Source organism: Halovulum sp. GXIMD14793 (assembly GCF_054457435.1).
This window is the reverse complement of record NZ_JBTLNE010000026.1, coordinates 19,760-41,106: the sequence shown is the minus strand read 5'-3', so window position 1 is coordinate 41,106 and position 21,347 is coordinate 19,760. Positions and strand designations below refer to the sequence as shown.

The 21,347-nt window shown below is 57.0% G+C and carries 23 protein-coding genes and 1 pseudogene; 17 read left to right on the top strand and 7 right to left on the bottom strand.

Annotated features, from left to right (window positions below; genetic code table 11):
* Window positions 1–8 precede the first annotated feature (8 nt).
* The 12 genes and pseudogenes from sufB to ACW9UQ_RS09275 all read left to right on the top strand — a co-directional run bounded on the left by sufB (window position 9) and on the right by ACW9UQ_RS09275 (window position 9,165).
* Window positions 9–1,532, top strand: coding sequence for a Fe-S cluster assembly protein SufB (sufB, locus tag ACW9UQ_RS09330; RefSeq protein ID WP_458930750.1), 1,524 nt, complete (start codon window positions 9–11; stop codon window positions 1,530–1,532).
* A gap of 26 nt (window positions 1,533–1,558) precedes the next feature.
* Window positions 1,559–1,981 (top strand): hypothetical protein, encoded by a 423-nt coding sequence (locus ACW9UQ_RS09325; RefSeq protein ID WP_458930749.1) that lies wholly within the window; start codon window positions 1,559–1,561, stop codon window positions 1,979–1,981.
* 276 nt (window positions 1,982–2,257) lie between these two features.
* Window positions 2,258–2,443, top strand: a complete 186-nt coding sequence (locus tag ACW9UQ_RS09320; RefSeq protein ID WP_458930748.1) for a hypothetical protein — start codon at window positions 2,258–2,260, stop codon at window positions 2,441–2,443.
* Window positions 2,440–2,958 (top strand): hypothetical protein, encoded by a 519-nt coding sequence (locus ACW9UQ_RS09315; protein ID WP_458930747.1) that lies wholly within the window; start codon window positions 2,440–2,442, stop codon window positions 2,956–2,958. Before ACW9UQ_RS09320 ends, ACW9UQ_RS09315 begins: the two co-directional genes overlap by 4 nt.
* Entirely contained in the window at window positions 2,955–3,404 is a 450-nt protein-coding gene (locus ACW9UQ_RS09310) for a cupin domain-containing protein (protein WP_458930746.1), read from the top strand. The genes ACW9UQ_RS09315 and ACW9UQ_RS09310 overlap by 4 nt, the downstream gene beginning before the upstream one ends.
* Window positions 3,405–3,458: 54 nt before the next feature.
* Window positions 3,459–3,778, top strand: a pseudogene (locus ACW9UQ_RS09305) (heavy metal-binding domain-containing protein).
* Window positions 3,779–3,868: 90 nt separating this feature from the next.
* Entirely contained in the window at window positions 3,869–4,624 is a 756-nt protein-coding gene (sufC, locus tag ACW9UQ_RS09300; RefSeq protein WP_458930745.1) for a Fe-S cluster assembly ATPase SufC, read from the top strand.
* Window positions 4,624–5,913: a Fe-S cluster assembly protein SufD gene (gene sufD / locus ACW9UQ_RS09295; RefSeq protein WP_458930744.1), complete on the top strand. Its 1,290-nt coding sequence runs from the start codon at window positions 4,624–4,626 to the stop codon at window positions 5,911–5,913. Before sufC ends, sufD begins: the two co-directional genes overlap by 1 nt.
* 2 nt (window positions 5,914–5,915) lie before the next feature.
* Window positions 5,916–6,413 carry a hypothetical protein gene (locus tag ACW9UQ_RS09290; RefSeq protein WP_458930743.1) on the top strand — a complete coding sequence of 166 codons (498 nt, stop codon included), beginning with the start codon at window positions 5,916–5,918 and terminating at the stop codon, window positions 6,411–6,413.
* Between the two features lie 158 nt (window positions 6,414–6,571).
* Window positions 6,572–7,363: a hypothetical protein gene (locus tag ACW9UQ_RS09285; RefSeq protein WP_458930742.1), complete on the top strand. Its 792-nt coding sequence runs from the start codon at window positions 6,572–6,574 to the stop codon at window positions 7,361–7,363.
* Window positions 7,364–7,945 carry a YIP1 family protein gene (locus ACW9UQ_RS09280; RefSeq protein ID WP_458930741.1) on the top strand — a complete coding sequence of 194 codons (582 nt, stop codon included), beginning with the start codon at window positions 7,364–7,366 and terminating at the stop codon, window positions 7,943–7,945.
* Window positions 7,942–9,165 carry a cysteine desulfurase gene (locus ACW9UQ_RS09275; RefSeq protein WP_458930740.1) on the top strand — a complete coding sequence of 408 codons (1,224 nt, stop codon included), beginning with the start codon at window positions 7,942–7,944 and terminating at the stop codon, window positions 9,163–9,165. The genes ACW9UQ_RS09280 and ACW9UQ_RS09275 overlap by 4 nt, the downstream gene beginning before the upstream one ends.
* Window positions 9,166–9,197: 32 nt before the next feature.
* Here the strand turns inward: ACW9UQ_RS09275 and ACW9UQ_RS09270 are convergent, their stop codons facing one another.
* Window positions 9,198–11,654 carry a penicillin acylase family protein gene (locus ACW9UQ_RS09270; protein WP_458930739.1) on the bottom strand — a complete coding sequence of 819 codons (2,457 nt, stop codon included), beginning with the start codon at window positions 11,652–11,654 and terminating at the stop codon, window positions 9,198–9,200.
* An 80-nt stretch (window positions 11,655–11,734) separates the two neighbouring features.
* Here ACW9UQ_RS09270 and ACW9UQ_RS09265 point away from each other — a divergent pair, with 80 nt between their 5' ends.
* The 5 genes from ACW9UQ_RS09265 (at window position 11,735) to ACW9UQ_RS09245 (ending at window position 14,869) form a co-directional block, all read left to right on the top strand.
* Window positions 11,735–12,604: an NAD(P)-dependent oxidoreductase gene (locus ACW9UQ_RS09265; protein ID WP_458930738.1), complete on the top strand. Its 870-nt coding sequence runs from the start codon at window positions 11,735–11,737 to the stop codon at window positions 12,602–12,604.
* 6 nt (window positions 12,605–12,610) lie between these two features.
* Entirely contained in the window at window positions 12,611–13,048 is a 438-nt protein-coding gene (locus ACW9UQ_RS09260; RefSeq protein WP_458930737.1) for a hypothetical protein, read from the top strand.
* 130 nt (window positions 13,049–13,178) lie between these two features.
* Window positions 13,179–13,556 (top strand): hypothetical protein, encoded by a 378-nt coding sequence (locus ACW9UQ_RS09255; RefSeq protein ID WP_458930736.1) that lies wholly within the window; start codon window positions 13,179–13,181, stop codon window positions 13,554–13,556.
* 3 nt (window positions 13,557–13,559) lie between these two features.
* Entirely contained in the window at window positions 13,560–13,889 is a 330-nt protein-coding gene (locus ACW9UQ_RS09250) for an OB-fold-containig protein (RefSeq protein WP_458930735.1), read from the top strand.
* A 29-nt stretch (window positions 13,890–13,918) separates the two neighbouring features.
* Complete coding sequence (locus ACW9UQ_RS09245) at window positions 13,919–14,869, top strand: flotillin family protein (RefSeq protein ID WP_458930734.1); 951 nt, start codon at window positions 13,919–13,921, stop codon at window positions 14,867–14,869.
* A 385-nt stretch (window positions 14,870–15,254) separates the two neighbouring features.
* Here ACW9UQ_RS09245 and ACW9UQ_RS09240 read toward each other — a convergent pair whose 3' ends face one another.
* From ACW9UQ_RS09240 to ACW9UQ_RS09215, 6 genes are all read right to left on the bottom strand, one after another.
* Entirely contained in the window at window positions 15,255–15,971 is a 717-nt protein-coding gene (locus ACW9UQ_RS09240; RefSeq protein WP_458930733.1) for a DUF1868 domain-containing protein, read from the bottom strand.
* 50 nt (window positions 15,972–16,021) lie between these two features.
* Entirely contained in the window at window positions 16,022–16,891 is an 870-nt protein-coding gene (locus ACW9UQ_RS09235) for an endonuclease/exonuclease/phosphatase family protein (RefSeq protein ID WP_458930732.1), read from the bottom strand.
* Window positions 16,891–17,991: an ABC transporter ATP-binding protein gene (locus ACW9UQ_RS09230; protein WP_458930731.1), complete on the bottom strand. Its 1,101-nt coding sequence runs from the start codon at window positions 17,989–17,991 to the stop codon at window positions 16,891–16,893. The genes ACW9UQ_RS09235 and ACW9UQ_RS09230 overlap by 1 nt, the downstream gene beginning before the upstream one ends.
* A 13-nt stretch (window positions 17,992–18,004) precedes the next feature.
* Entirely contained in the window at window positions 18,005–18,931 is a 927-nt protein-coding gene (locus ACW9UQ_RS09225; protein WP_458930730.1) for an ABC transporter permease subunit, read from the bottom strand.
* A 9-nt stretch (window positions 18,932–18,940) separates the two neighbouring features.
* The gene (locus tag ACW9UQ_RS09220; RefSeq protein WP_458930729.1) at window positions 18,941–19,822 is read right to left on the bottom strand and encodes a carbohydrate ABC transporter permease; all 882 of its coding nucleotides are present in this window, start codon (window positions 19,820–19,822) and stop codon (window positions 18,941–18,943) included.
* 68 nt (window positions 19,823–19,890) lie between these two features.
* Window positions 19,891–21,222 carry an extracellular solute-binding protein gene (locus tag ACW9UQ_RS09215; RefSeq protein ID WP_458930728.1) on the bottom strand — a complete coding sequence of 444 codons (1,332 nt, stop codon included), beginning with the start codon at window positions 21,220–21,222 and terminating at the stop codon, window positions 19,891–19,893.
* Between the last annotated feature and the right edge of the window lie 125 nt (window positions 21,223–21,347).

The window sequence follows — 21,347 nt, the reverse complement described above, 5'->3', positions numbered from 1 at the left end:
AACAAGGGATGAATAAGGTGAGTGACGTACAGGTCAAAGAAGGTGTGGATCAGGAAACCGTGGATGCGGTCCGCTCGGTCGGGGAGCGCTATAAGTATGGCTGGGCCACCGATGTGGAAATGGAATATGCACCTAAGGGCCTGAACGAAGATATCGTCCGTCTGATCTCGGAAAAGAACGATGAACCCCAGTGGATGACGGAATGGCGTCTGGCGGCATTCGCACGCTGGAAACAGATGGAAGAGCCCACCTGGGCGATGGTGGATTACCCTGAGATCGACTTTCAGGACCAGTATTACTACGCCAAGCCCGCCAGTATGAAGGAAAAGCCGAAATCGCTGGATGAGGTCGATCCGGAACTGCTGGCCACATACGAAAAGCTTGGCATCCCATTGAAAGAACAGATGATTTTGGCGGGCGTCGAAGGGGCCGATGCGGCCCCGGCCGAGGGGCGCAAGGTTGCGGTTGATGCGGTTTTCGACAGTGTCAGCGTGGGGACGACTTTTAAGGAAGAGCTGGCCAAAGCGGGCGTGATCTTCTGTTCGATATCCGAGGCGATCAAGGACCACCCTGAGTTGGTGAAAAAGTACCTAGGCTCTGTCGTGCCTCAATCGGACAATTTCTATGCCACGCTGAACTCCGCCGTATTCTCGGATGGCTCGTTTGTCTATGTACCCGAAGGGGTGCGCTGCCCGATGGAGCTGTCGACCTATTTCCGCATCAATGCGGAAAACACGGGCCAGTTCGAACGCACGCTGATCATTGCCGATAAGGGCGCTTATGTCAGCTATCTGGAAGGCTGCACCGCGCCGATGCGCGATGAAAACCAGTTGCATGCGGCGGTGGTCGAGATCGTGATCCTTGACGATGCGGAGGTAAAATATTCAACCGTCCAGAATTGGTATCCGGGCGATGAAAACGGCAAGGGCGGCATCTATAACTTTGTCACCAAACGCGCCGATTGCCGGGGGGACCGGGCCAAGGTGATGTGGACGCAGGTCGAAACCGGCTCTGCCGTGACGTGGAAATATCCAAGCTGCATTCTGCGTGGGGATGAATCCCAGGGCGAATTCTATTCGATCGCCATCGCCAACAACATGCAGCAGGCCGATACGGGCACAAAGATGGTGCATCTGGGCAAGAACACCAAAAGTCGGATTGTGTCCAAAGGGATCAGTGCCGGGAAGGCGCAAAACACCTATCGCGGCCTGGTCTCTATGCATTCCAAGGCCAAGCAATCGCGTAACTATACCCAATGCGACAGCCTGCTGATTGGCGACAAATGCGGGGCGCATACGGTGCCTTATATTGAGTGCAAGAATAACTCGTCCCGGGTGGAGCATGAGGCGACCACCTCCAAGGTTGATGACGACCAGTTGTTCTATTGCCGCCAGCGCGGCATGGATGAGGAAGAGGCCGTCGCGCTGGTGGTCAACGGCTTTTGCAAGGAAGTGTTGCAGGAACTGCCGATGGAATTTGCGATGGAGGCGCAGAAACTGGTCGCCATCTCGCTGGAGGGAAGCGTTGGTTAATGGGGCAGGAGGAGTTTCGAGCCCGTTTGGCCAATATTGGGCTGCAGGCCGAGCCGCGCTCTGATCAAGATCGAAGGCGGCCTCAATCGAATACGGGTAGTCTAGGTAGCATTCTGTTTGGTGTCGTATGGGGCGCGGTGCTTGTTTTTGCAGCTATGTATGCGAACGAAAACTACGATGCGTTGACGCGCAATGCCCAAGACGATCTGGCCCCCACACCGATATTTTGGATTTTGGCGGGCACCGTCGCGTTGAGCGTCTTGGCCGTTTTTGTGATGTTGATGGCTGGCATTATCAAGTTTTTAACGGGTAGATCATCTTCCGGACGATGGTTTGTTCTTTTGGGTCTATTGATCGGCGTGGCCCTTGGCACACATGCAAATCGACTGACAGAGTTTACCGGTCGTTCTGCATCTGATCGATCCCTTCAAAGGCCAAGCAGTGAATGAAGCATCTAGCAACTTTGTTCGCCATATGACCCGCATATTGTGGGAAACATGGCAATGATTGACGTTGCGATGGAAGATTTGCCACGCATCAAAAGGCGGGTTCTATCCAAAACTAAAAAGGGGATAGCGCGGGGGATGTGGTCGCCTATTTTTGGTGGCGCGTCGGCTATGGTGGATCGAACGGGGTATGCGCCCAATCAATATCATACAGCTTTGTCCAACAAGCTTGGCATAACGCGCCATCACTATGAGCGCCAGGCCAGTTTATGGGGCAGGGTGGCCAATAAGATCACATGGGCTGATCCGTACTATATTGACGTGTCTGGCGCTGCGCTGATGCAATTTCATACAGCGGCCTATGGCACCTGCCCTGATGGGCTGAAACCGGGAGAGATCTATCTGCTGTGCCGGGATGTGGCCGAGGATATACTGGAACGACTTGAACCCGGAGAGGATATTTGAGCGCTTTGGAGCAGAATGCAGAAACCGGCGGCCCTGATCTGGATGTGGCTAAACAGGGTGCGGATACGGATCTTGCAGAACTGTTGGCACGATCTCGTCTGTTGACCCGGTTTTTGTTCGGCGTTTTGTTCGGCGGTCTGGTTTTTGTGGGTACCCTGTTTCTTGCGCATCGTGCGGTGTTGCAGGACAGTTGGCTGTCCGCGCAGCATGAAGGGCTGTTGCTGGCCCAGCTGCTGGTTCTGGCACTTGCTGTGTCACTGGTGCTGATGATGGCTGCCTTGCCCGCGAACCGATCCAAGTTGGCGGTGCGCCATCTGGCAGCGTTTCTTACAGGTGCATTGATTACAGCCAGCCTGGTATTTGCTGTGGCGTTAACATCTGGTCTGGTCTTCGATGATTGGTTCACAGAGCCTGAGGGGCCAGCCTGGTGGGAGATTTGGGCTGACAGCGAACCGGCACCGCCCGAGCCGAAGACAGGTGACGAAACGGCGGCCTGGTGGGAGATATGGAAATGACCAAACCTGTCGTGAATATCCATGAAGCTGAAACTACGACTGTCAATCCGGATGGCAGCGCGCGGTTCGGTGCGACAATTGCGCGTCTGGGCGATGCGATCGGTTCAAAACAGCTCGGCTGCGCCTATATGCAGGTGGAACCGGGCAAGCGCGCTTATCCGTTTCACTGCCATCACGGCAATGAGGAGATGATGATCATTCTGGAAGGTGAGGGCAGCTATCGCTTTGGCGACCAGACTTATCCGATCAAGTCCGGCGATATCTGTGCCGCGCCCGCAGGTGGTCCTGAAACTGCCATCAGATCATCAATACCGGCCAGACAGTGTTGCGATATATCTGCTTGTCGACAAAGAACGATCCGGATATTTGCGAGTATCCGGACAGCGGCAAGTTCGCGGCCTTTGCCATTGGCGAGGGACGAGGTTTCCGCAACGCGAAACTTATGACGATCAACCGGACCGAAAACGGTCTCGACTATTTCGACGGCGAGGAGATGTAAGATGATTGTCACCACGACACCATCGGTCGAAGGACATCGGATATCAGCCTATCACGGCGTTGTGGTGGGCGGGCGATCCTGGGCGCCAATGTGTTCCGCGATATCTTTGCCGGGATCACGGATATTATCGGCGGTCGCTCGGGGGCTTATGAACAATCGCTGGGCGAGGCCCGGGAAACCGCCCTGCGCGAACTGCAGGAGCGTGCGGCGTCGGTCGGTGCCAATGCGGTTGTCGGCGTGGAACTCGATTATGAAGTAATAAACAACATGTTGATGGTTTCGGCGTCCGGCACGGCGGTAACCCTGGGGTCATCATCCTGACGCAAGCCATGGGCGCGACATTCATCCGGCGTGAACAAGATACGCTGATCAATCGGACAAAACGCGGCACGGGGCCGCAAGAGGGAAAATATGCTGAAAATCAACAACCTGCACGTCAAACTTGAGGAAGAGGATAAAGTCATCCTCAAAGGTGTCGACCTGAAAGTCGAGGCTGGCAAAGTACACGCGATCATGGGGCCGAACGGGTCCGGTAAGTCGACGCTCAGCTATGTGTTGTCTGGGCGTGATGGCTATGAGGTGACCGACGGTTCCGCGACCTTGCAGGGCGAGGATATTCTGGAACTGGAACCCGAAGAGCGCGCGGCGATAGGCCTGTTCCTGGCCTTTCAGTATCCGGTGGAAATCCCCGGCGTTGGCAACATGACCTTTCTGCGCACCGCCCTGAACGGCCAGCGCAAAGCGCGCGGGCAGGAAGAGCTCAACGCGGCCGACTTCCTGAAAATGGTGCGCGAGAAAGCTGCCAAGCTGAAGATTGATGCGGATATGCTGAAGCGCCCGGTCAATGTTGGCTTTTCTGGCGGTGAAAAGAAGCGCAACGAAATCCTGCAGATGTCTGTTCTTGAACCGAAAATGTGCATCATGGACGAAACCGATAGTGGTCTGGATGTGGATGCGATGCGGCTGGTGGCCGATGGCGTCAATGCGCTGCGCAACGAAGGCCGTGCCTTTCTTGTGATCACGCATTACCAGCGCCTGCTGGATCACATCAAACCGGATGTGGTGCATATCATGGCCGATGGCCGGATCATCAAGACCGGCGGACCCGAGCTTGCGCTTGAGGTGGAAAAGAACGGGTATGCCGATATTCTGAACGAGGTGGCCTGATGGCGCTGACGGAAACCAAACTGGCGCTGGCTGAAACCCTTTTGTCCCGCCACAAGGCCCCGACCGGCAAGGCTGACTGGGTGAAGGCGGCGCGTCAGGCGGCGGCCGCGCGCCTGCGTGAGATGGGCGGCCCGGCGCGGCGCGATGAATACTGGAAATACACCGATCCGAGCTTGCTGAGCGGCGAAACCCACAGTGCTGATCCCGGCTCTAGGGGGAAACCAACGCTGTTTGACGGTGTTGATCGGCTGCATCTGGTCTTTGTCGACGGTCGTTTTGATGCCGAACAGTCCAGCGATCTGTCACAAGAAGGTCTGACCATCGAACCGCTTTCGGTCGCGGCCTCGCAGGATATTCACTGGTCCCGCGATCTGTATGGTAAGCTGGAAGAGGCGGGCCAGTCACCCGTGCCGCGCCCGCTGGCAGCCCTGAACACGGCGGTCGCCGATGAGGGAATGTTAATCCGCGTTACCGGTCAGGTTGCCCGCCCCATCGCAATTCATGCCATCCATAGCGCCGATAGCGCGGATGCCGCGATCCACCACACCATTCGCCTTGAGTCAGGCGCAGGTCTGACGTTGCTGGAGGATGGACCGATAGCGGCCCGGTTCAATACGGTGATGGAAGTTGATATCGCCGATGGTGCAAGTTTCAATCATATCCGCACTCAGGGCTGGGATCATGACCGGGTTGCGGCCACGCATGTCTTTGCACGTCTGGGGGCCGAAAGCAGCTTCAAGTCATTTACCCTGACGATGAACGGCGTGATGACCCGCAATGAATGCGTGATTGAACTGACCGGTGACGACGCCATCGCACATGTCGCCGGAGCGTCCTTAGGGCAGGGCACGTTTCATCATGACGACACGGTCTTTATCACCCATGACGCGGTGAACTGCGAAAGCCGTCAGGTATTCAAAAAAGTTCTCGGCGACGGCGCAACGGGTGTGTTTCAGGGCAAGATTCTGGTCCGTGAAGGGGCGCAGAAAACCGATGGCTATCAGATATCGCAGGGGCTTTTGCGTGATGATGACAGCCAGTTCCTGGCCAAGCCCGAGCTCGAGATCTATGCCGACGATGTCGCTTGCTCGCACGGGTCCACCGTTGGTTCCGTTGATGAAGAGTCGCTGTTCTATCTGTGTTCGCGCGGCGTGCCGCGCCGGGACGCTGAGGATATGCTGGTGCTGGCCTTTCTCGATGAAGCCATTCAGGAGATCGAGGATGACACCTTGGCCGATCTGATCCGTGGACAGTTGCAGGACTGGCTGGCAGAGAAGCGTCAAAGCTAACCATGCTGGTGACCGACGCGTTTCGCGCCTGGGGCGGGTTTGGGGCCTCGATGCGGCATCAGATTGCCCTGCAGCCGAAAGAGGCGCGTATTCTGGCCTATGGTCTTATTGCCTGTGTCGTCGGGTTCCTTGCCTCGGTGCCCGATGCGCTGGAACAGGCCAGCGGCCTGACGGAAGAGGACGCCATACCCGCCGTGCTGATTGGCAGGTTATTCGGCGCTTTGTTCTTTGCGCCGCTGTTTTTCTATGCCGTCGCGGCAATCTCTGGTTGGATTGCGCGATTGGCGGGGTTGGACGTCTCATATTATCACATGAGGCTCGCGTTATTCTGGAGCCTTCTGGTCGCAACACCCGTTCTGGTGGTGGTTCGTTTGGCAGGTTTGTTTGCCGAGGGCGCGCATGGCGATTTTAGGATGGCGGTATATATAATTGGTTTTGCAGTATTTTGTATCGTTTGGGGTTGCATGATTTCAGCAGCTTCGTCGCAAAAACAACGATAGCAGAGTTTTTGCATATGTCTGTCGGTCTGCGCTAGGATCGCCCCATTAATTCTGCTAACCCAACATAAGTGAGCAAGAAACGCACCAAACGGTCACATTTGTGTCTTATTTTTTGACCACCTAGAGTGCGTGAGGAACAGAAAAGCAGGACGTTACGAATGAGCGATACGGGTGGTCCCGACGAGCAGGCGTTCGACGGTGAAGAAGAAGACGATTTCAAGATTGTCCCGGGTCCGCTGACAGCGGCAGGCAGTGCTGTCGCCGAGCAGTTGATGCAGGGCGGTGATGTGCCGGAATATCACAGCCGTCTTGATGAAATGACCATGGAGGAGACTGAGACCACAGGCACCAGCCTTGGCCGTCGGATCATCAATTCCTGGAAGGATATGCGTGGCCATACCCGCGGGCTGATCAACGAAAACCTGGATGAGCACCGGCTGCTGTTTTATGTGCTGTTGTCGGACATTATCTTTTTCGTATCCTTTACCATTCGCGCACTGGTCTCACCCTTTGGCTATGAGACGGCTCAGGTCGGGCTGCTTGCCTTCAAAATTCTTGTTGCGGTTCTGCTGCTGCGCACGATCTTCATGTATGTCCTGTCCCTTGTTCTGCAGCTTGGGTCCAAGGCTGTGGGCGGCAAGGGCACGTGGAAGGAAACCCGGGTTGGGGTTTTCTGGGGCGCGTTGGTTGCGGCACCCTTTGAAATTCTCCTTGCCGCTTTGGGTGGTATGATCAGCAACTACGGCGCTGGCATCCCATGGCTGCTAAGCATTGAGATGGAGATGGCCATCCTTTTAGGCGGGTTTGTACCACTGTTCTGGTTCATCAGCCTCGGCTTGGCCGAAGCGCAGAAATTCAAGTCGCATCTTCCTTCCTTCGGCATCCTTATGGCCGTTGGTGCTATCGGAGCGATTTCTTTGGCGCTGTTCGGATTGCCTGGCTCGCACTAAATGCTTGATCTTCTAAGGCGCCTTTTTCTCGAAGCGCTGACATTGCCCCATATCGCGGCCCGGCGGCTGATCGGTCTTGATCTGCCGCTATCGGCTTTTGTCATGGTGGTGGTTCTGTCGGTCTCGGCTTACAGCGCAATCTTTGGCGCACTGATGCTTATGGCAGGGCCGGCTCCTGAGGGGGCGTTTGTCCTGTCGCCCGTTTCTGTCGGGCTCTTCAACTTGGTTGCCAATCTTCTGATGATCGTGCTGACCTTCGGTATTGGCCGGATGTTTGGCGGCACAGGCAGTTTTGAGATGACGGTTCAGGTCATGTCCGGCTTTATCGCCGTATCTGCAGTGTTGCAGGTCGGTGCTTTGCTGATCTCGGCCATCAGCGTTCCCCTGGGTCTGAGCGCAACTTTGTTGATTTTAATTTGGAGTTTCTGGGCAGCGACCCATTTTATTGCAGAGCTGCACGGATTTGAGGATCGGCTTAAGGTCTTTGGCGGTATGCTAATGTCGCTGTTCGGCTTGAGCATGATCGCAAGTATTGTGTTGCTATCGCTTGGAATACAGGTTGAAGGGCTGCAACAACAGTGACCTATGATGTTGAAACTGTGCGCCGGGATTTTCCAATCCTGTCGCGCGAAGTGAATGGCAAGCCGCTGGTTTATCTGGACAATGGGGCATCGGCACAAAAGCCGCAGGCTGTGATTGATGCGGTGGTGCGGGCCTATGGCGATGAATATGCCAATGTGCATCGCGGTTTGCATACATTGTCGAATATCGCGACAGAAAACTACGAGGCGGTCCGTGAAAAGTTGCGGGCGTTCCTGAACGCACCGCGCGTGGAAGAGGTGCTTTATACAACCGGCTCGACCATGGCGTTTAACCTGATCTCTTATGGTTGGGCGGCTCCGAACCTGCAGGCTGGGGATGAAATTCTGCTAAGCGTGATGGAGCATCATGCCAATATCGTACCCTGGCATTTCCTGCGTGAGCGTCAGGGCGTGGTGTTGAAATGGGTTGATGTCGATGAAACCGGCGCGCTTGATCCGCAAGCGGTGATCGATGCTATTACGCCGAAAACCAAGCTGATCTCCCTGACGCATGTCTCTAACGTGCTCGGGACAGTGGTTGATATTCGGGCGATTGCAGCGGCTGCACGGGCGCGCGGGATCCCGGTGGCGGTCGATGGGTCGCAAGGTGCTGTGCATATGCCCGTGGATGTGCAGGATCTGGGTGTGGATTTCTACGCCATCACCGGGCACAAGCTTTATGGGCCCTCAGCCTCGGGGGCTGTCTATATCTCGACGGACCGGATGGCAGAGATGGCGCCGTTTATGGGCGGTGGCGATATGATCCGTACGGTTGCCAAGGATACGGTCACCTATAATGATCCCCCCCATAAATTCGAGGCGGGCACCCCCGGCATTGTTCAGATGATCGGTCTGGGCGCAGCGCTCGACTATATGACGGACCTTGGAATGGATGCGATTGCGGCGCATGAGGCGTCTTTGCGCGATTATGCTGTGGAGCGTCTGGGTGCGATCAACTGGCTGCATCTGCAGGGGACGACGGCGGACAAAGCCGCGATATTTTCCTTTACCATTGACGGGATGGGGCATCCGCATGACATATCTACCGTGTTGGATCAGAAGGGAATTGCCGTGCGCGCCGGGCATCATTGCGCCCAGCCCCTGATGGAGCATTTGGGGGTGAGTGCAACCTGCCGTGCCTCATTCGGGCTCTACAATACTCGGGATGAGGTGGACCAGCTGGTGGAAGCGCTGGAGCTGTGCCACGAATTGTTTAGCTGAGGGCCGCCGGGTAGGGTGGGTTTAAACCCACCCTACTGCACTGCCGTCGGGCTTAGTTTGGTGATGCCGACTGCACCGCCACGCGCAACCTCCGGGTCCAGAGCCATCGGGATATACTCTCCGCGCCGCCACAGCGTTGACAGATCGTCATAGTGACGCGACAGGAAGTGCCCGCTTTGACCGGTTGCGATCATCACTTGTGATCCCTCGAGATCAGAAAAGTCTACGACAGCGCGATAACCGCTGCCATGCACGTTCAGAAATGGATTGTCACCTTTATCGATGGTTTGCCCACGCATAAGCGTAAAGCTACCACCCGCCGTTTCCTGCCGGATATTGACCAGCCAACTGAGCGCGTCGACACGTCCCAGTGAGGTATGCCGGTGCAGCGCCTGATGTGCCTGTCCCCAGCGCCAGTTTTCGATCCGGGATCCGTAGCGTTCTGTAAGGTCCAAGAGAGCAGCATCTAAGGACAGGCGCGCCAAATCCTTGCAGGTTTCCTTTGCCTCGGATTGTTTGATGTCGCACCAGATGGCAGCCCCGTCGACATCCCGAAAGACCCGTTCAATGAAGTGTGGTCTGACCCGGCCCAACCGTTCTGTCAGCGGTCCGACCTCATCCCTGACAAGCCGTCTTTGCAGCTCTGCCACCCAGGCGGCATAGACCAGTGGTTCAAAGGAGTGTTCTGACATTTCACCATTCCAAGCGGCCAGTGCTTCTAAAGCGGTCTGTCTGCGTCTCTCTGCTGTGTTGGAGGCTGCAGGCTCTCCCTGTAGCCACAGGTTGCGCGCGATCAGCGACAGGATGGAGCGGGCCGCTGGCGAGACTATGTCGGTCTGAAAGTTGACAAATCCGTCGAGCGTATGGAACTCCTGCCCATTGAGCAGTCGTTCCGCACGCTGGATCCGGTGCGTATCGCCGACATCATGGCTCCAGTGATAGGGGTAAGGGGCGTCGGTGATGCGGTTATTGGTGTTGACCACAATGCCGCCTGCCGGATCGGTGCTGGTTGGATTGGTGTCATACGGCGCAATCCCTTCCCAATCATTGGTAGCAACCCAGCCAGCGACTGGCATGCGCCCCTGAGATGCGTTTGACGCGCCGCGTAGCGGCTGGTGTCCCAGTGCTTGCAGCGCCACGCCGTCGGCATCGGCAAGTGTCAGGTTTTGCGACGGGGCCACCACAAGCCGGCCGAAATCAATCGCTTCCGCACGTGTTTGGGCGCGTTGCATTTTCAACATGGCTTCGATCGTGTGATCATCCCCGGTCAGTGCGGTCCAGCGCAGGGCGGCGACATGTCCCTCGGGTGTGATACGCGCGGCCCCGAAATGCGGTGCCGGGATCACAGGGCCATGGCGGGTCCGACGCAGTGTCAGTGTTTTGGGATTTTGCCCTTTGACGTTAATAATCGTATCCTGCGTTTCAAAGGGTTTGGGGCCGTCCGGGGTTTCGTACTGCGTCGGATCGTCCGCAAGCTTCTCGATATAGATGTCCTGATCATCCAGATAGGAGGTCGTCAGCCCCCAGGCCAGTTGATTGCTGCGCCCGACCAAAATCGCAGGAAGGCCGGGTATCGTGCCACCTATGGAACCGCCGTTCTCAAACTCCAGCCGGGCCAACATCCAGATCGAGGGTGCGGTCAGTTCCAGATGCGGGTCGTTGGCAAAGAGGGGGGCATTGCCCGCAGTTCGAAATGCCGCCGCAGCCCAGGCGTTGGAGGCACCTGCCGTGCCGGGGGATGCTACAGGATACAGCGGATGGGATATCTCGGCAAAGGCCGGACCAGTCTTCGGAAGCCCAGCGAAGTCGCGCAGGTCCAGAACCGCAGGCACATCTTCAGGGAACAGATCGGCCATCCGCTCGGGCGGCAGACGTAGCGCCAGTTCGGCGCGGAGCACCTCGCGGCTTGCCATATCGGTCAGCTGCAGCGCCATCAGCTTTTGGATCGCAATACTGTCCGCTGGTGTCCAGGGCGCGATGGAGGTGGGGAATAGAAAGAACTCAGGTGCGCCGCGGCCCAAAGCCTCATCCCGCACAATTTGCAGATAGGCGTTAACCCCGGCGGCGTAAGCTTCAAGTTCTGCGGTCACCTCGGGCGTTTGCTGTGTCGCCGCCTCTACAGCCAGATCGTAAAGGCCAAGCGCCCGCATCAGAACGTCGATCTGATAGGTCTCTTCCCCGAACAGTTCGGACAGGCGTCCCTGCGCAGTGCGCCGCATCAGCGTCATCTGCCACAGCCGATCTTGAGCATGGGCAAACCCAAGCCCATAGAGAACATCCCGGTCGTTTTCGGCAAATACATACGGCACCGCATAGCTGTCGCGGACGATTTCAACCGGTGCAGAAAGCCCGGCCAGCTGATATGTGCGATCATAGTCCGGCAGAGAGCGACTGGCGAAGTAATAGACCATGCCCGCAGCAAATAGCGTCAGCACGAACACCACGCCCAATCCCCGTACAAGCCATTTGAATGCCCGAAATGTTGTCACCTGTTTCCTCCCGCCGGTTGACCCATGAACGATAGCAGGCCAAGACGGCAGAGACAATTCATCGGAGGTAGGGGGATAGGATGGCAAAAGTAGCGTTTATCGGGCTGGGTGTGATGGGATACCCCATGGCGGGGCATCTTCAGGCCAAGGGACATCAGGTCTGCGTCTATAATCGCACAGCCGCCAAAGCAGAGGCTTGGGTGGCCGAACATGGCGGCACCCATGCGCCGACCCCCGCCGAGGCAGCGCACGGTGCAGAGGTGGTGTTTTGCTGCGTCGGGAACGATGACGATCTGCGCGCAGTAACCATCGGACCGGATGGGGTATTTGCAGCTGTTGCAAAGGGCGCGGCCTTCGTCGATCACACCACCGCTTCGGCAGAAGTTGCACGAGAGCTGTATGCCGCTGCGGGGCAGGCGGGGTTCGACTTTATAGATGCGCCTGTATCCGGCGGGCAGGCCGGGGCGGAAAACGGTGTTTTGACGGTGATGTGCGGCGGTGACGCCGCCCCGTTTGATCGCGCCAAACCTCTGATTGACTGTTTCGCCCGTGCCTGCCGCCTGATGGGGCCAGCGGGGTCTGGTCAGCTGACCAAGATGGTCAACCAGATTTGCATTGCGGGTCTGTTGCAGGGCCTGTCCGAGGGATTGAATTTCTGCGCCCGCGCCGGATTGGACGGTGAGGCGGTTCTTGATGTGATCTCCAAGGGGGCTGCGGGATCCTGGCAAATGGAAAACCGCGGCACAACCATGCTGGCTGACAAGTTTGACTTTGGCTTTGCCGTTGACTGGATGCGCAAGGATCTGGGTATCGTTCTGGACGAGGCCAACCGCAACGGTGCCCAACTGCCAGCCACGGCGCAGATTGATCAGTTCTACAAAGAGGTGCAGGCCATGGGCGGCGGGCGTTGGGATACGTCCAGCCTGATGCGCCGTTTAACGCGGGATTGAGCCGAGATGACGATTGAAATCACGCTGAAACCCGACGACTGGCACCTTAAACACGTTGGGCGTCTGAAGACTGGCAATGGTTTCTGGGTCGATGTGCAGCTGGCGATCGTGGATGGTGAGCCGCATGATTTCATCTGCACTTATGTCTTCGACGAAAAGGGCGAACTGATCCGCCATGAAATCACCGCTTTGGGATCGCGTGGAAGCCGTGTCTCGGTGCGCGATACAGTGACACGGCATCTGGAGCGGCTGGGGAGCTGGTCGCCGGAAACAATCCGCGTCCTGCCATTCTCGGTTGAAGACCACAGACAGACCTTCGGTCTGGTGGTTCGGGCCGACGAACCGGGCGAAGAGGCCAGCGATCACGGACCTTTCGTGGATGCCATGCCTGGAAGCACGCTGATGTTCTATCCACCTTTTGAAGACGGATTCTATGATACATAGGTGCGGCAAAACTACAAAAACTAACCCGGTCAGGTAAGATTCGAGTACGGTTTCTCACGGAATACCATTGCGTACTTTTGAATACTGAGATCCTTAGCCATGTAAATATCCATAGCAATAGGGAGGGTGAATGTACGAATTCATATTTTCGAATAATATGTTTCCATTTACGCTGTCTTTGGCTCTTGTTTTTGGGCTTCTGTTGCTAGAGGTCATCGCGCTTCTACTTGGCGGGTCGCTGATTTCATCGGATACAGACGCGCCTGATCTTGATATCGCCGATCTGGACATAGAAATTGACATTGCTGATATGTCCGTAGAGCCAGAGCTGGACATAGATAAAACCGCGCCGGGACAACCGGGGCTAAGCGATGGGGCGGCATCCGCCGCGTCTGGCTGGTTTGGTCTTGGGAAGGTGCCCTTTGTTATCTGGCTGGCGACGCTGCTGACCGGGGTTGGCCTGTCCGGGTTTATCCTGCAAAGCGGCATGCGGGCGGTGTTTGACTAAACCATGCCAGCACTGCTGGCCATGCCACTGGCCTTGGCCCCGACGCTTTGGGCCGTGGAACTGGTCTCCAACACGCTGGCCCGCCTGGTTCCAAAGACTGAAACAACCGCCATGTCCCGCCGTCATATGGGCAGCCAGCATGGTGTGATTACTCAGGGCAATGCCCGTCGGGGCCAGCCCGCTGAATGCCGTATCCGCGATCGGCACGGCAATCTGCACTACCTGCGCGTTGAACCATTGGAAGACGATGTAACCCTGTCTGAGGGCAGCGAAGTCTACGTGATCCGACGCCGCGACGGTTCTTTCCGGGCTGTTGAGATTACCATCGATTGAAACTGAACTGAAATTAGGGGGAAACCTGAATGACCGAGATAGCCTTTATCGTCTGCGTTGTCCTGGCGCTTGTCATCTTCATCGGACTGGTGCTGGCGCGCCTGTACCACCGATCCACGCGCGAGGTCAGCCTGGTCAAGACTGGCTCTGGCGGCAAAAAAGTCATCATGGATGGCGGCACGGTTGCCATTCCGCTGCTGCATGAGATCACGCTGGTTAACATGAAAACCCTGCGGCTGGAGGTGCGCCGCAACGGAGAGGCAGCGTTGATTACCGCCGACCGCATGCGTGTCGATGTGGGCGTGGAATTCTACGTCTCTGTCAATGCGACGGAGGATGGGATTGCACGGGCCGCCCAGACCCTCGGCGACAAGACTTTCGAAGTCGAAGCGCTGCGCGAGATGATTGAGGGTAAGCTTGTCGACGGTCTGCGTGCGGTTGCGGCGCGCATGACCATGGATGGGCTGCATGAGAACCGCTCGGACTTTGTTCAACAGGTGCAGAATGCCGTGTCCGAGGATCTGTTGAAAAACGGGTTGGAGTTGAAATCCGTCTCGCTGACCGCACTGGACCAGACGCCGTTTGAGCATCTGGACGAGAACAACACCTTTAACGCTGTCGGGATGCGCAAGCTGGCGGAAGTGATCGCGAAATCCAAGAAAGAGCGCGCCGAGATTGATGCCGAGGCCGAGGTGTCGGTGCGCCGCTCTGCGATGGAAGCTGAACGGCTGGAATACCAGATCGACAAGGACGAGCGCGCCGCACAAATCGCGCAGAAGCAGGAGATTGAGACCCTGCGCGCCGCCCAGCAAGCCGAGATTGCCCGTCGCCAGCAAGAGGCAGAGCGTGAAGCCGTGCGCATCAAACTGGCTGCCGAAGCCGACCGCCAGGCTGCCGAAGACCGGGCCGAAGCCCGTCGCGAGGAAGCTAAAGCGTTTCGGGATAAACCTAAGACACAAGCTTATCCCGAAACGCAGTGATAAGCCGATAGGGTGTACGCGTTTCGATTTTATGCGATGTCTCAAGGTAAACTCGAAACGCTTTAAACCCCAAATAACTAGATTTGGGCAGAGCTGTTTCGAGCGTCAATCGGAGCAAAGGATGTGCGTCATCGCAAGGTCATTGCCTGAGGGATCAGCCTGTGTCTGCTATACACCTTTTATCGCATTTCCAGTAGAAGGTGTAGTCGGACTGTAACAATAGGTTTGTTCAGCAAAGCAGATTTTTACTAAGCAAAGTACTTGATGAGAGTTTGGCCCAATCCGCTGCATATATATTTTAGATACATAGCTAACGGCTCAAATGCCCGAATGTGTGCGTTACACAATTATCAATGGGTATTTAGCATTAAACCGGCTTAATTTATTAAGTATTAAGATAACAAATCCGCTCGAAATGGTGCATTGTGTCAAAGCGGCAGAATTCCGGCGTGCCGAGGTTTATCTGTCCAGCGGTCTTGGTAAACTTGGCGGCGATGTCTTCCGACAGATCAAGCACGGCATTGGCTTCGGTTGGATCGAGCCAACGCAGCAGATATCCCAGAGTGATATGGAAGCGATAGGTGTCGTGGTCAGGGCGGATAAGGTTGGTGGCGGTCTGAAACTGGTCTCGGGTGTGACGTAGCCGTGTTTCGGCTTCGGGTGTGGCGCCGGTCAGGCTGACGCTGAACCCGGCGAAGATGCCTTCGGGCCGGACCTGAAGAGGGGCTGGCAGGTTGATATCCTGCAGGCGTTCGGCAAAGTCGGTTGTGACAGTGTCGATCGGTGCGTCCAGCGGCAGATGTGTGGGCCATCTTTCGGGGGTGCGGGTATAGTCGATCACACCTTCAAAGACGGTCATGTGAAAGCTCTCTGCCGGTAGAAACGTGAATGCATCGGCATGCGGGCCGGTCTTAAGGTGTTGCTGGGCTGTCACCAGACCGGCAAACGCCTCGGACCGCTGGTCGATATGGCAGATGATGGTATTGCCGGGGCAGGGCAGCGGGGTGCCCTCTGGGGTGAACTTGCGGCCCACGGCCTCAGGCTGCGCACCGCCTGTCAGCGCGCCGGTGAGATAGCGAAAGGCAAGGTCACGGTCTATCATGGGGTTTTCTGGGCTCGCCTTATCGCAGGTTGCGGTTACGTCCGGGCTGTTCATTCCACATCAAGCGTAACGAATATGGGCTGATGATCTGAGCCGACAGCGTCAGTCCCAATCTCCATGCTTTGCACTTTGTCCGCCAGATCGGTGGTGACAAAGCAATGGTCGATGCGGCGCGGCGGACGGCTTTCGCGGGGAATGGTGTCGCCCTCGTCCTCCGGATGCCCGGCCAGGGTCCAGGCATCGGCTAGCCCATGCACCCGCAAGGTGCGCCCATGCCAGTCCGAGACATCGCCGACAACGCGGGTATATTCCGGGCTGTTGGGTTGAAAATTCATGTCGCCCATGACGATGGCGGTCATCGGCTGTGGCGGCATTGGCCGGTCGCACCAGTCGGGGTCTTTCACATCGCCGCCAGCGCTGGCGCCGCGCTCATGGCCTCGCAGCAGTATATCGCACATATACTCCACCTGCGCGCGGCGTGTATCGGTTGAGACATGATCCAGATGCGCGGAGCAAAAGCGCAGCGGGCCGGATGGCGCGTCGATGACACATTCAACGAGCGTGCGTTGCAGGTGGAAAATGCTGTGCAAGGCAATCTTGGGCAGGGTGTGGTTGATCGAAGACAGGATCGGCCAGCGCGACAGCACCATATTGCCGAACTGGCGACGGCGATGCACCGGCTTGCCATCGACAAGCTCGGACGCGTCCAGATCAATGCCCGGACCATAGACCCAGTGCATATGCGGCAGCCTTGCAGCGATCTCCTCAGCCTGATTGACCATGCCGGAGCGGGCGACGAAGGTTTCAACCTCCTGCAGGGCGATCAGATCAGAGTCGCCGAGTTCAGCAACGATACGGTCAAGGTCGTAACACTCGTCTTTGCCCTTGCCATATTGGATGTTGTAGCTGGCCAGTTGCATCAGGCGGTCTCCAATACCGGTTGCGCGACATTCTGTTCGATGCGCTTGCCGCTTTCGGCGTCGAACAGATGCACGGCGCTTGCAGGAACTGACACGCCAACGGGGGTGCCTTCGCTTAGGCGTGACTTGGTTTCGGACAGGACGGACAGGGGAATATCCTCTGCCATCAGATGGTGCAGCCCGCTGGAGCCGAGTTCCTCGTAAAAGTCGAAATGCGCCCGCAGCGTTGCATGCTCTGGGTCAGTCAGTGACAATGCCTCGGGCCTCAGTCCGATTTGTACCAGCCGCCCGTCAAGCCCTGCAGCACTGGTCAGGGGAATGTGCGAGCCATCGCCCAGAACCACCGCACCCGCCTCTGCCGAGACTTGGCCGGACAGGAAGTTCATCGCGGGGGAGCCGATGAACCCGGCCACATAGGTCGTTGCGGGCTGGTTATAGACCTCCTCCGGGGTGCCGACCTGATCAATGGTCCCGTTATTCATGATCACCATGCGGTCGGCCAGTGTCATGCCCTCATGCTGGTCATGGGTCACAAAGACCGAGGTTGTCCCGATGCGCTTGTGGATGCGGCGGATCTCGTGGCGCATCTGCACGCGCAGCTTGGCGTCCAGGTTGGACAGGGGTTCGTCGAACAGAAACACCTTGGGTTCGCGGATGATGGCGCGGGCCATGGCGACGCGCTGGCGTTGCCCGCCGGACAATTGGCCGGGCTTGCGGTCCACAAAGCTGTCGAGCCCGACGGATTTGGCGACCTCGGCAATGCGCGCCTCTCGCTCTGCTTTATTGACGCCTGCCACCTTCAGCGCATAGCCGATATTGCCGCCAACGGTCATATGCGGATAAAGGGCGTAGTTCTGGAACACCATGGCGCAGCCGCGCTCTCGGGGTTCAAGGTCATTGACCACTTTGCTTTCGATGGCAATTTCGCCGCTGGTGACCTCCTCCAGCCCGGCAATCATACGAAGAAGCGTGGACTTGCCGCAGCCAGAGGGGCCAAGGATGACGATGAATTCACCATTCTCAATCTTAAGGTCGACGCCATGAATGACCTCGTCCTTGCCGTAGGATTTGCGCACATCGCGGATGGAAATATCGGCCATGGTCCCGGGCCCCTTACTTTTCGGTGTTGATCAGGCCGCGCACAAACCAGCGCTGCATGATGATGACAACGGCGATGGGGGGCAGCATCACGATCAGTGTGCCTGCCATGGCCCAGTGCCAATTGGGAATATCGCCGCCGGTGGTGTTCATGTTGGGAACCAGCCGCGATAGTTCGACAGCCGCCACGCCGTAATTCGGATCGGTGACGATCAGGAGCGGCCAGAGATATTGGTTCCACCCAACGACGAACATGATCGTGGCCAGCGCGGCCATATTGGTGCGCGACAGCGGGATCAGAATATCCCACAGGAACCGCAAAGGACCCGCACCATCCATCTTGGCCGCTTCGACCAGTTCATCAGGGACGGTCAGGAAAAACTGGCGGTACAAAAAGGTCCCCGTTGCGGTTGCCACAAGCGGCATAATCAGACCGGTATAGGAGTTCAGAAGGTTCCATTCCAAGGCCACCTCGATTCCGGAAAGCGCATTGATCAGCCAGGAAATACCGGTCACGTCCAGGATGGTCTGAAACGGCGACAGGGCGTTGGCGGCGACCGCATAGGTGGGCACGATACGAACCTCTAGCGGCAACATTAGGGTGATAAAGACCAGCCAGAAGATCGGCATGCGCAGGCGATGGTCAAAGAAGACGATGCCAAAGGCCGTCAGCGCCGCGATAACGATCTTGCCTACCACGACCCCGGTAGCAAGGATCAGCGTGTTGGTGAATTTGGTCGAAAAGTCAGCCTCTTGCCAAGCAGCTTTGATGTTTACCAGTAACTGGTCGCCAGGCAGCAGTTTGGCCGGAATGGCCATGACATCGGGCAGGGTCTGACTGGCCGCAACGATGACCAAATAGATCGGGACGATCATCACCACCAACCCGGAAAACAGGATCGCATGGGTAATGAAGTTCAGCCATGGGGTGCGTTCTATCATTGCCTTACCTCAGGTGTAATGCACGCGCCGCTCGATATAGCGGAACTGGATGAAGGTCAGGGCAACGACCAGTAGCATCAGGATGATGGACTGCGCGGCTGCACCGGAATAGTCGAGGCCGCGGAAGCCGTCCTCGTAAATCTTGTAGACCATCAGGTCGGTGGCGCGGGCCGGTCCGCCGGATGTCATTGTGTCCACAATGCCGAAGCTGTCGGTGAAGCTGTCGGTGATGTTGATCACCAGCAGGAAAAAGAAGGTGGGCGTCAGAAGTGGCAACTGGATATCCATCATGCGCCGCATTGGCCGCGCGCCATCCATTGCGGCAGCCTCGGTCAGGCCGCGCGGGATCGCCTGCAGGCCCGCAAGAAAGAAGATGAAGCTGTAGGAGACCTGTTTCCAGGCCCCGGCGACGACGACCATGGCCATCGCGTGATCGCCATTCATCACCGGGTTCCAGAAATCCGGAAACGCATAGTTCAGATAGCTTGCGACACCGGCAGACGGGTTGAAGATAAAGCGAAAGGCCAGACCAACGGCAGGGGCCGCAATGGCGTAAGGCCAGATCAGGCCGATGCGGTAAAACTTGTAACCGCGAAGCTGCCGGTCTGCGAAGAGCGCAAGGATCAGCGCCATTCCCATGGCAAGTGCGGTGGTAAGCACCGCGTAGATCACCGAGACGCGAACAGAATTCCAATAAAGGCTGTCGGTCAGCAGGAACTGAAAGTTCTCGAACCCGACCCATTCATTGCCTCCGCCCCAGGGTTGTTCCAGCGTGAACGCCCAGTAAAGCGCCTGGCTGGTGGGCCAATAGAAGAAGACGAAGATGATCAGCAATTGCGGTGCAACCACCAGCGCTGCGATCCAGTTGTTTTTGAAATACGCGCGTCTCATTGTCCCGCTATCCACTGCCAAAACCGATCCCCCGCCGGGCTGATCCCGGCGGGGGCTGGTGTGGTGCCTTAAGGCAGTTCTTTGCCGCGATAGGTGCGGGCAAACTTGTTCAGGATGGCGTTGGACCGCTCCGCCGCCGTATCCAGCGCTTCCTGCATGGTCTTTTCACCCTGCAAGGCGGCCTGAACTTCGTTGGCCCATTCCTTACGGGCCTGGATGAAACCACCAAGACGGATACCGCGGGTCAGCGGGCCAGGCTCGGTATAGGTCAGTGATTTCAGCGCCAACTCACGACCCTTGTAAGGGGCTTTGTCGTAGAAGCCTTCTTCCATCAGCTGGTTAAAGCCGGTCTTGGTCACTGGAATATAACCGGTGTTGGAGGACCAGAATTTCTCGGACTCAGGTGTCGCCAGGAACTTCAGATATTCTGCCGCACCGCGATATTCGTCATCCGACTTGCCGGACAGAACCCACAGCGATGCACCGCCAACAACGGTGTTCTTGCGCTCGGTTCCTTCGTAGACGGGGATCATTGTGACATCCCAGCCGAACTTGCCATCGACCAGATTGGTCACAGCCTGATGCGACGCGATGGAACCGAAGTAATGCGAGCATTCACCCTGCGCAAAGCTGTCGCGGGAGTTCAGGCCGCCCTGTGTCGTGCGGATCTCAAGCAGACCTTCGTCCATCCACCGCTTGATGTTCTCCATGTGCTTCACATGCAGGGTGGTGTTGTAGACGTATTCGCTGTCCAAACCGTCATAGCCGTTGTTGTTGGTCGCAATCGGCACGCCATGCGCCATGGAGAACTGCTCCAGGTCGATCCAGGTCGACGGGGCATAGGCATAGGCACAATCCTGACCGGCAGCTTTAAGCGCCTTCAGGTTTTCCTCGAACTGCTCCCAGGTTTCAGGCCCGGTGTCCAGTCCAGCGGCCTTGTAATGCTCTTTGTTCCAGTAAAGCATCGGCGTTGAAGAGTTGAACGGCATCGAGAACATCTCGCCCTTGGACGAGGCATAGTAGTTGGCGATGCCCGGGAAATAGTCGTCCCAGTCGATCTCGATATCGAAATCGCTCATCATCTGGTGAACCGGGTAGAACTCCCCCGACATCATCAGGTCGGCGGTGCCGGCATCATAGGCTTGAACAACGGTCGGGTGCTGCTTGGCACGAAAAGCGGCGATGGTGTTCTGAACCGCATTGGCATAGCCGTCCTGGCCGATGCAGACGATTTCATATTTGTCCTGGCTCTGGTTGAAGCGGTCGCAGGTCTGCTGCACCACATCGCCCAGCTGACCTGACAGGCCGTACCAGTACTCGAACTTAATCTTGTCCTCGGCATATGCAGCCGAGGCGCACAGCGCGGCAGCCGCCGCGGCGCTCAGATAAACAGATTTCATCATTGATCCCCTTTGATCGGTGGAATGCCCAGATGGCATGCCGATCAGCGTGGTGGTAAAGCTTGGAGCCTTTGGAACTGTTGTATGAGATTTTGGAAAAATTTTTGTGTCGAATGTTCGACAGC

What these genes read in the sequence shown, in the direction of transcription:
- ACW9UQ_RS09240 (WP_458930733.1), bottom strand. Translation starts at nt 15,971, where the DNA reads ATGATAGACCGTGACCTTGCCTTTCGCTATCTCACCGGCGCGCTGACA.
- ACW9UQ_RS09225 (WP_458930730.1), bottom strand. Translation starts at nt 18,931, where the DNA reads ATGATAGAACGCACCCCATGGCTGAACTTCATTACCCATGCGATCCTG.
- ACW9UQ_RS09245 (WP_458930734.1), top strand. Translation starts at nt 13,919, where the DNA reads ATGACCGAGATAGCCTTTATCGTCTGCGTTGTCCTGGCGCTTGTCATC.
- ACW9UQ_RS09285 (WP_458930742.1), top strand. Translation starts at nt 6,572, where the DNA reads ATGAGCGATACGGGTGGTCCCGACGAGCAGGCGTTCGACGGTGAAGAA.
- ACW9UQ_RS09310 (WP_458930746.1), top strand. Translation starts at nt 2,955, where the DNA reads ATGACCAAACCTGTCGTGAATATCCATGAAGCTGAAACTACGACTGTC.
- ACW9UQ_RS09250 (WP_458930735.1), top strand. Translation starts at nt 13,560, where the DNA reads ATGCCAGCACTGCTGGCCATGCCACTGGCCTTGGCCCCGACGCTTTGG.
- ACW9UQ_RS09265 (WP_458930738.1), top strand. Translation starts at nt 11,735, where the DNA reads ATGGCAAAAGTAGCGTTTATCGGGCTGGGTGTGATGGGATACCCCATG.
- ACW9UQ_RS09215 (WP_458930728.1), bottom strand. Translation starts at nt 21,222, where the DNA reads ATGAAATCTGTTTATCTGAGCGCCGCGGCGGCTGCCGCGCTGTGCGCC.
- ACW9UQ_RS09260 (WP_458930737.1), top strand. Translation starts at nt 12,611, where the DNA reads ATGACGATTGAAATCACGCTGAAACCCGACGACTGGCACCTTAAACAC.
- ACW9UQ_RS09220 (WP_458930729.1), bottom strand. Translation starts at nt 19,822, where the DNA reads ATGAGACGCGCGTATTTCAAAAACAACTGGATCGCAGCGCTGGTGGTT.
- sufD (WP_458930744.1), top strand. Translation starts at nt 4,624, where the DNA reads ATGGCGCTGACGGAAACCAAACTGGCGCTGGCTGAAACCCTTTTGTCC.
- ACW9UQ_RS09290 (WP_458930743.1), top strand. Translation starts at nt 5,916, where the DNA reads ATGCTGGTGACCGACGCGTTTCGCGCCTGGGGCGGGTTTGGGGCCTCG.
- ACW9UQ_RS09255 (WP_458930736.1), top strand. Translation starts at nt 13,179, where the DNA reads ATGTACGAATTCATATTTTCGAATAATATGTTTCCATTTACGCTGTCT.
- ACW9UQ_RS09235 (WP_458930732.1), bottom strand. Translation starts at nt 16,891, where the DNA reads ATGCAACTGGCCAGCTACAACATCCAATATGGCAAGGGCAAAGACGAG.
- ACW9UQ_RS09280 (WP_458930741.1), top strand. Translation starts at nt 7,364, where the DNA reads ATGCTTGATCTTCTAAGGCGCCTTTTTCTCGAAGCGCTGACATTGCCC.
- sufB (WP_458930750.1), top strand. Translation starts at nt 9, where the DNA reads ATGAATAAGGTGAGTGACGTACAGGTCAAAGAAGGTGTGGATCAGGAA.
- sufC (WP_458930745.1), top strand. Translation starts at nt 3,869, where the DNA reads ATGCTGAAAATCAACAACCTGCACGTCAAACTTGAGGAAGAGGATAAA.
- ACW9UQ_RS09230 (WP_458930731.1), bottom strand. Translation starts at nt 17,991, where the DNA reads ATGGCCGATATTTCCATCCGCGATGTGCGCAAATCCTACGGCAAGGAC.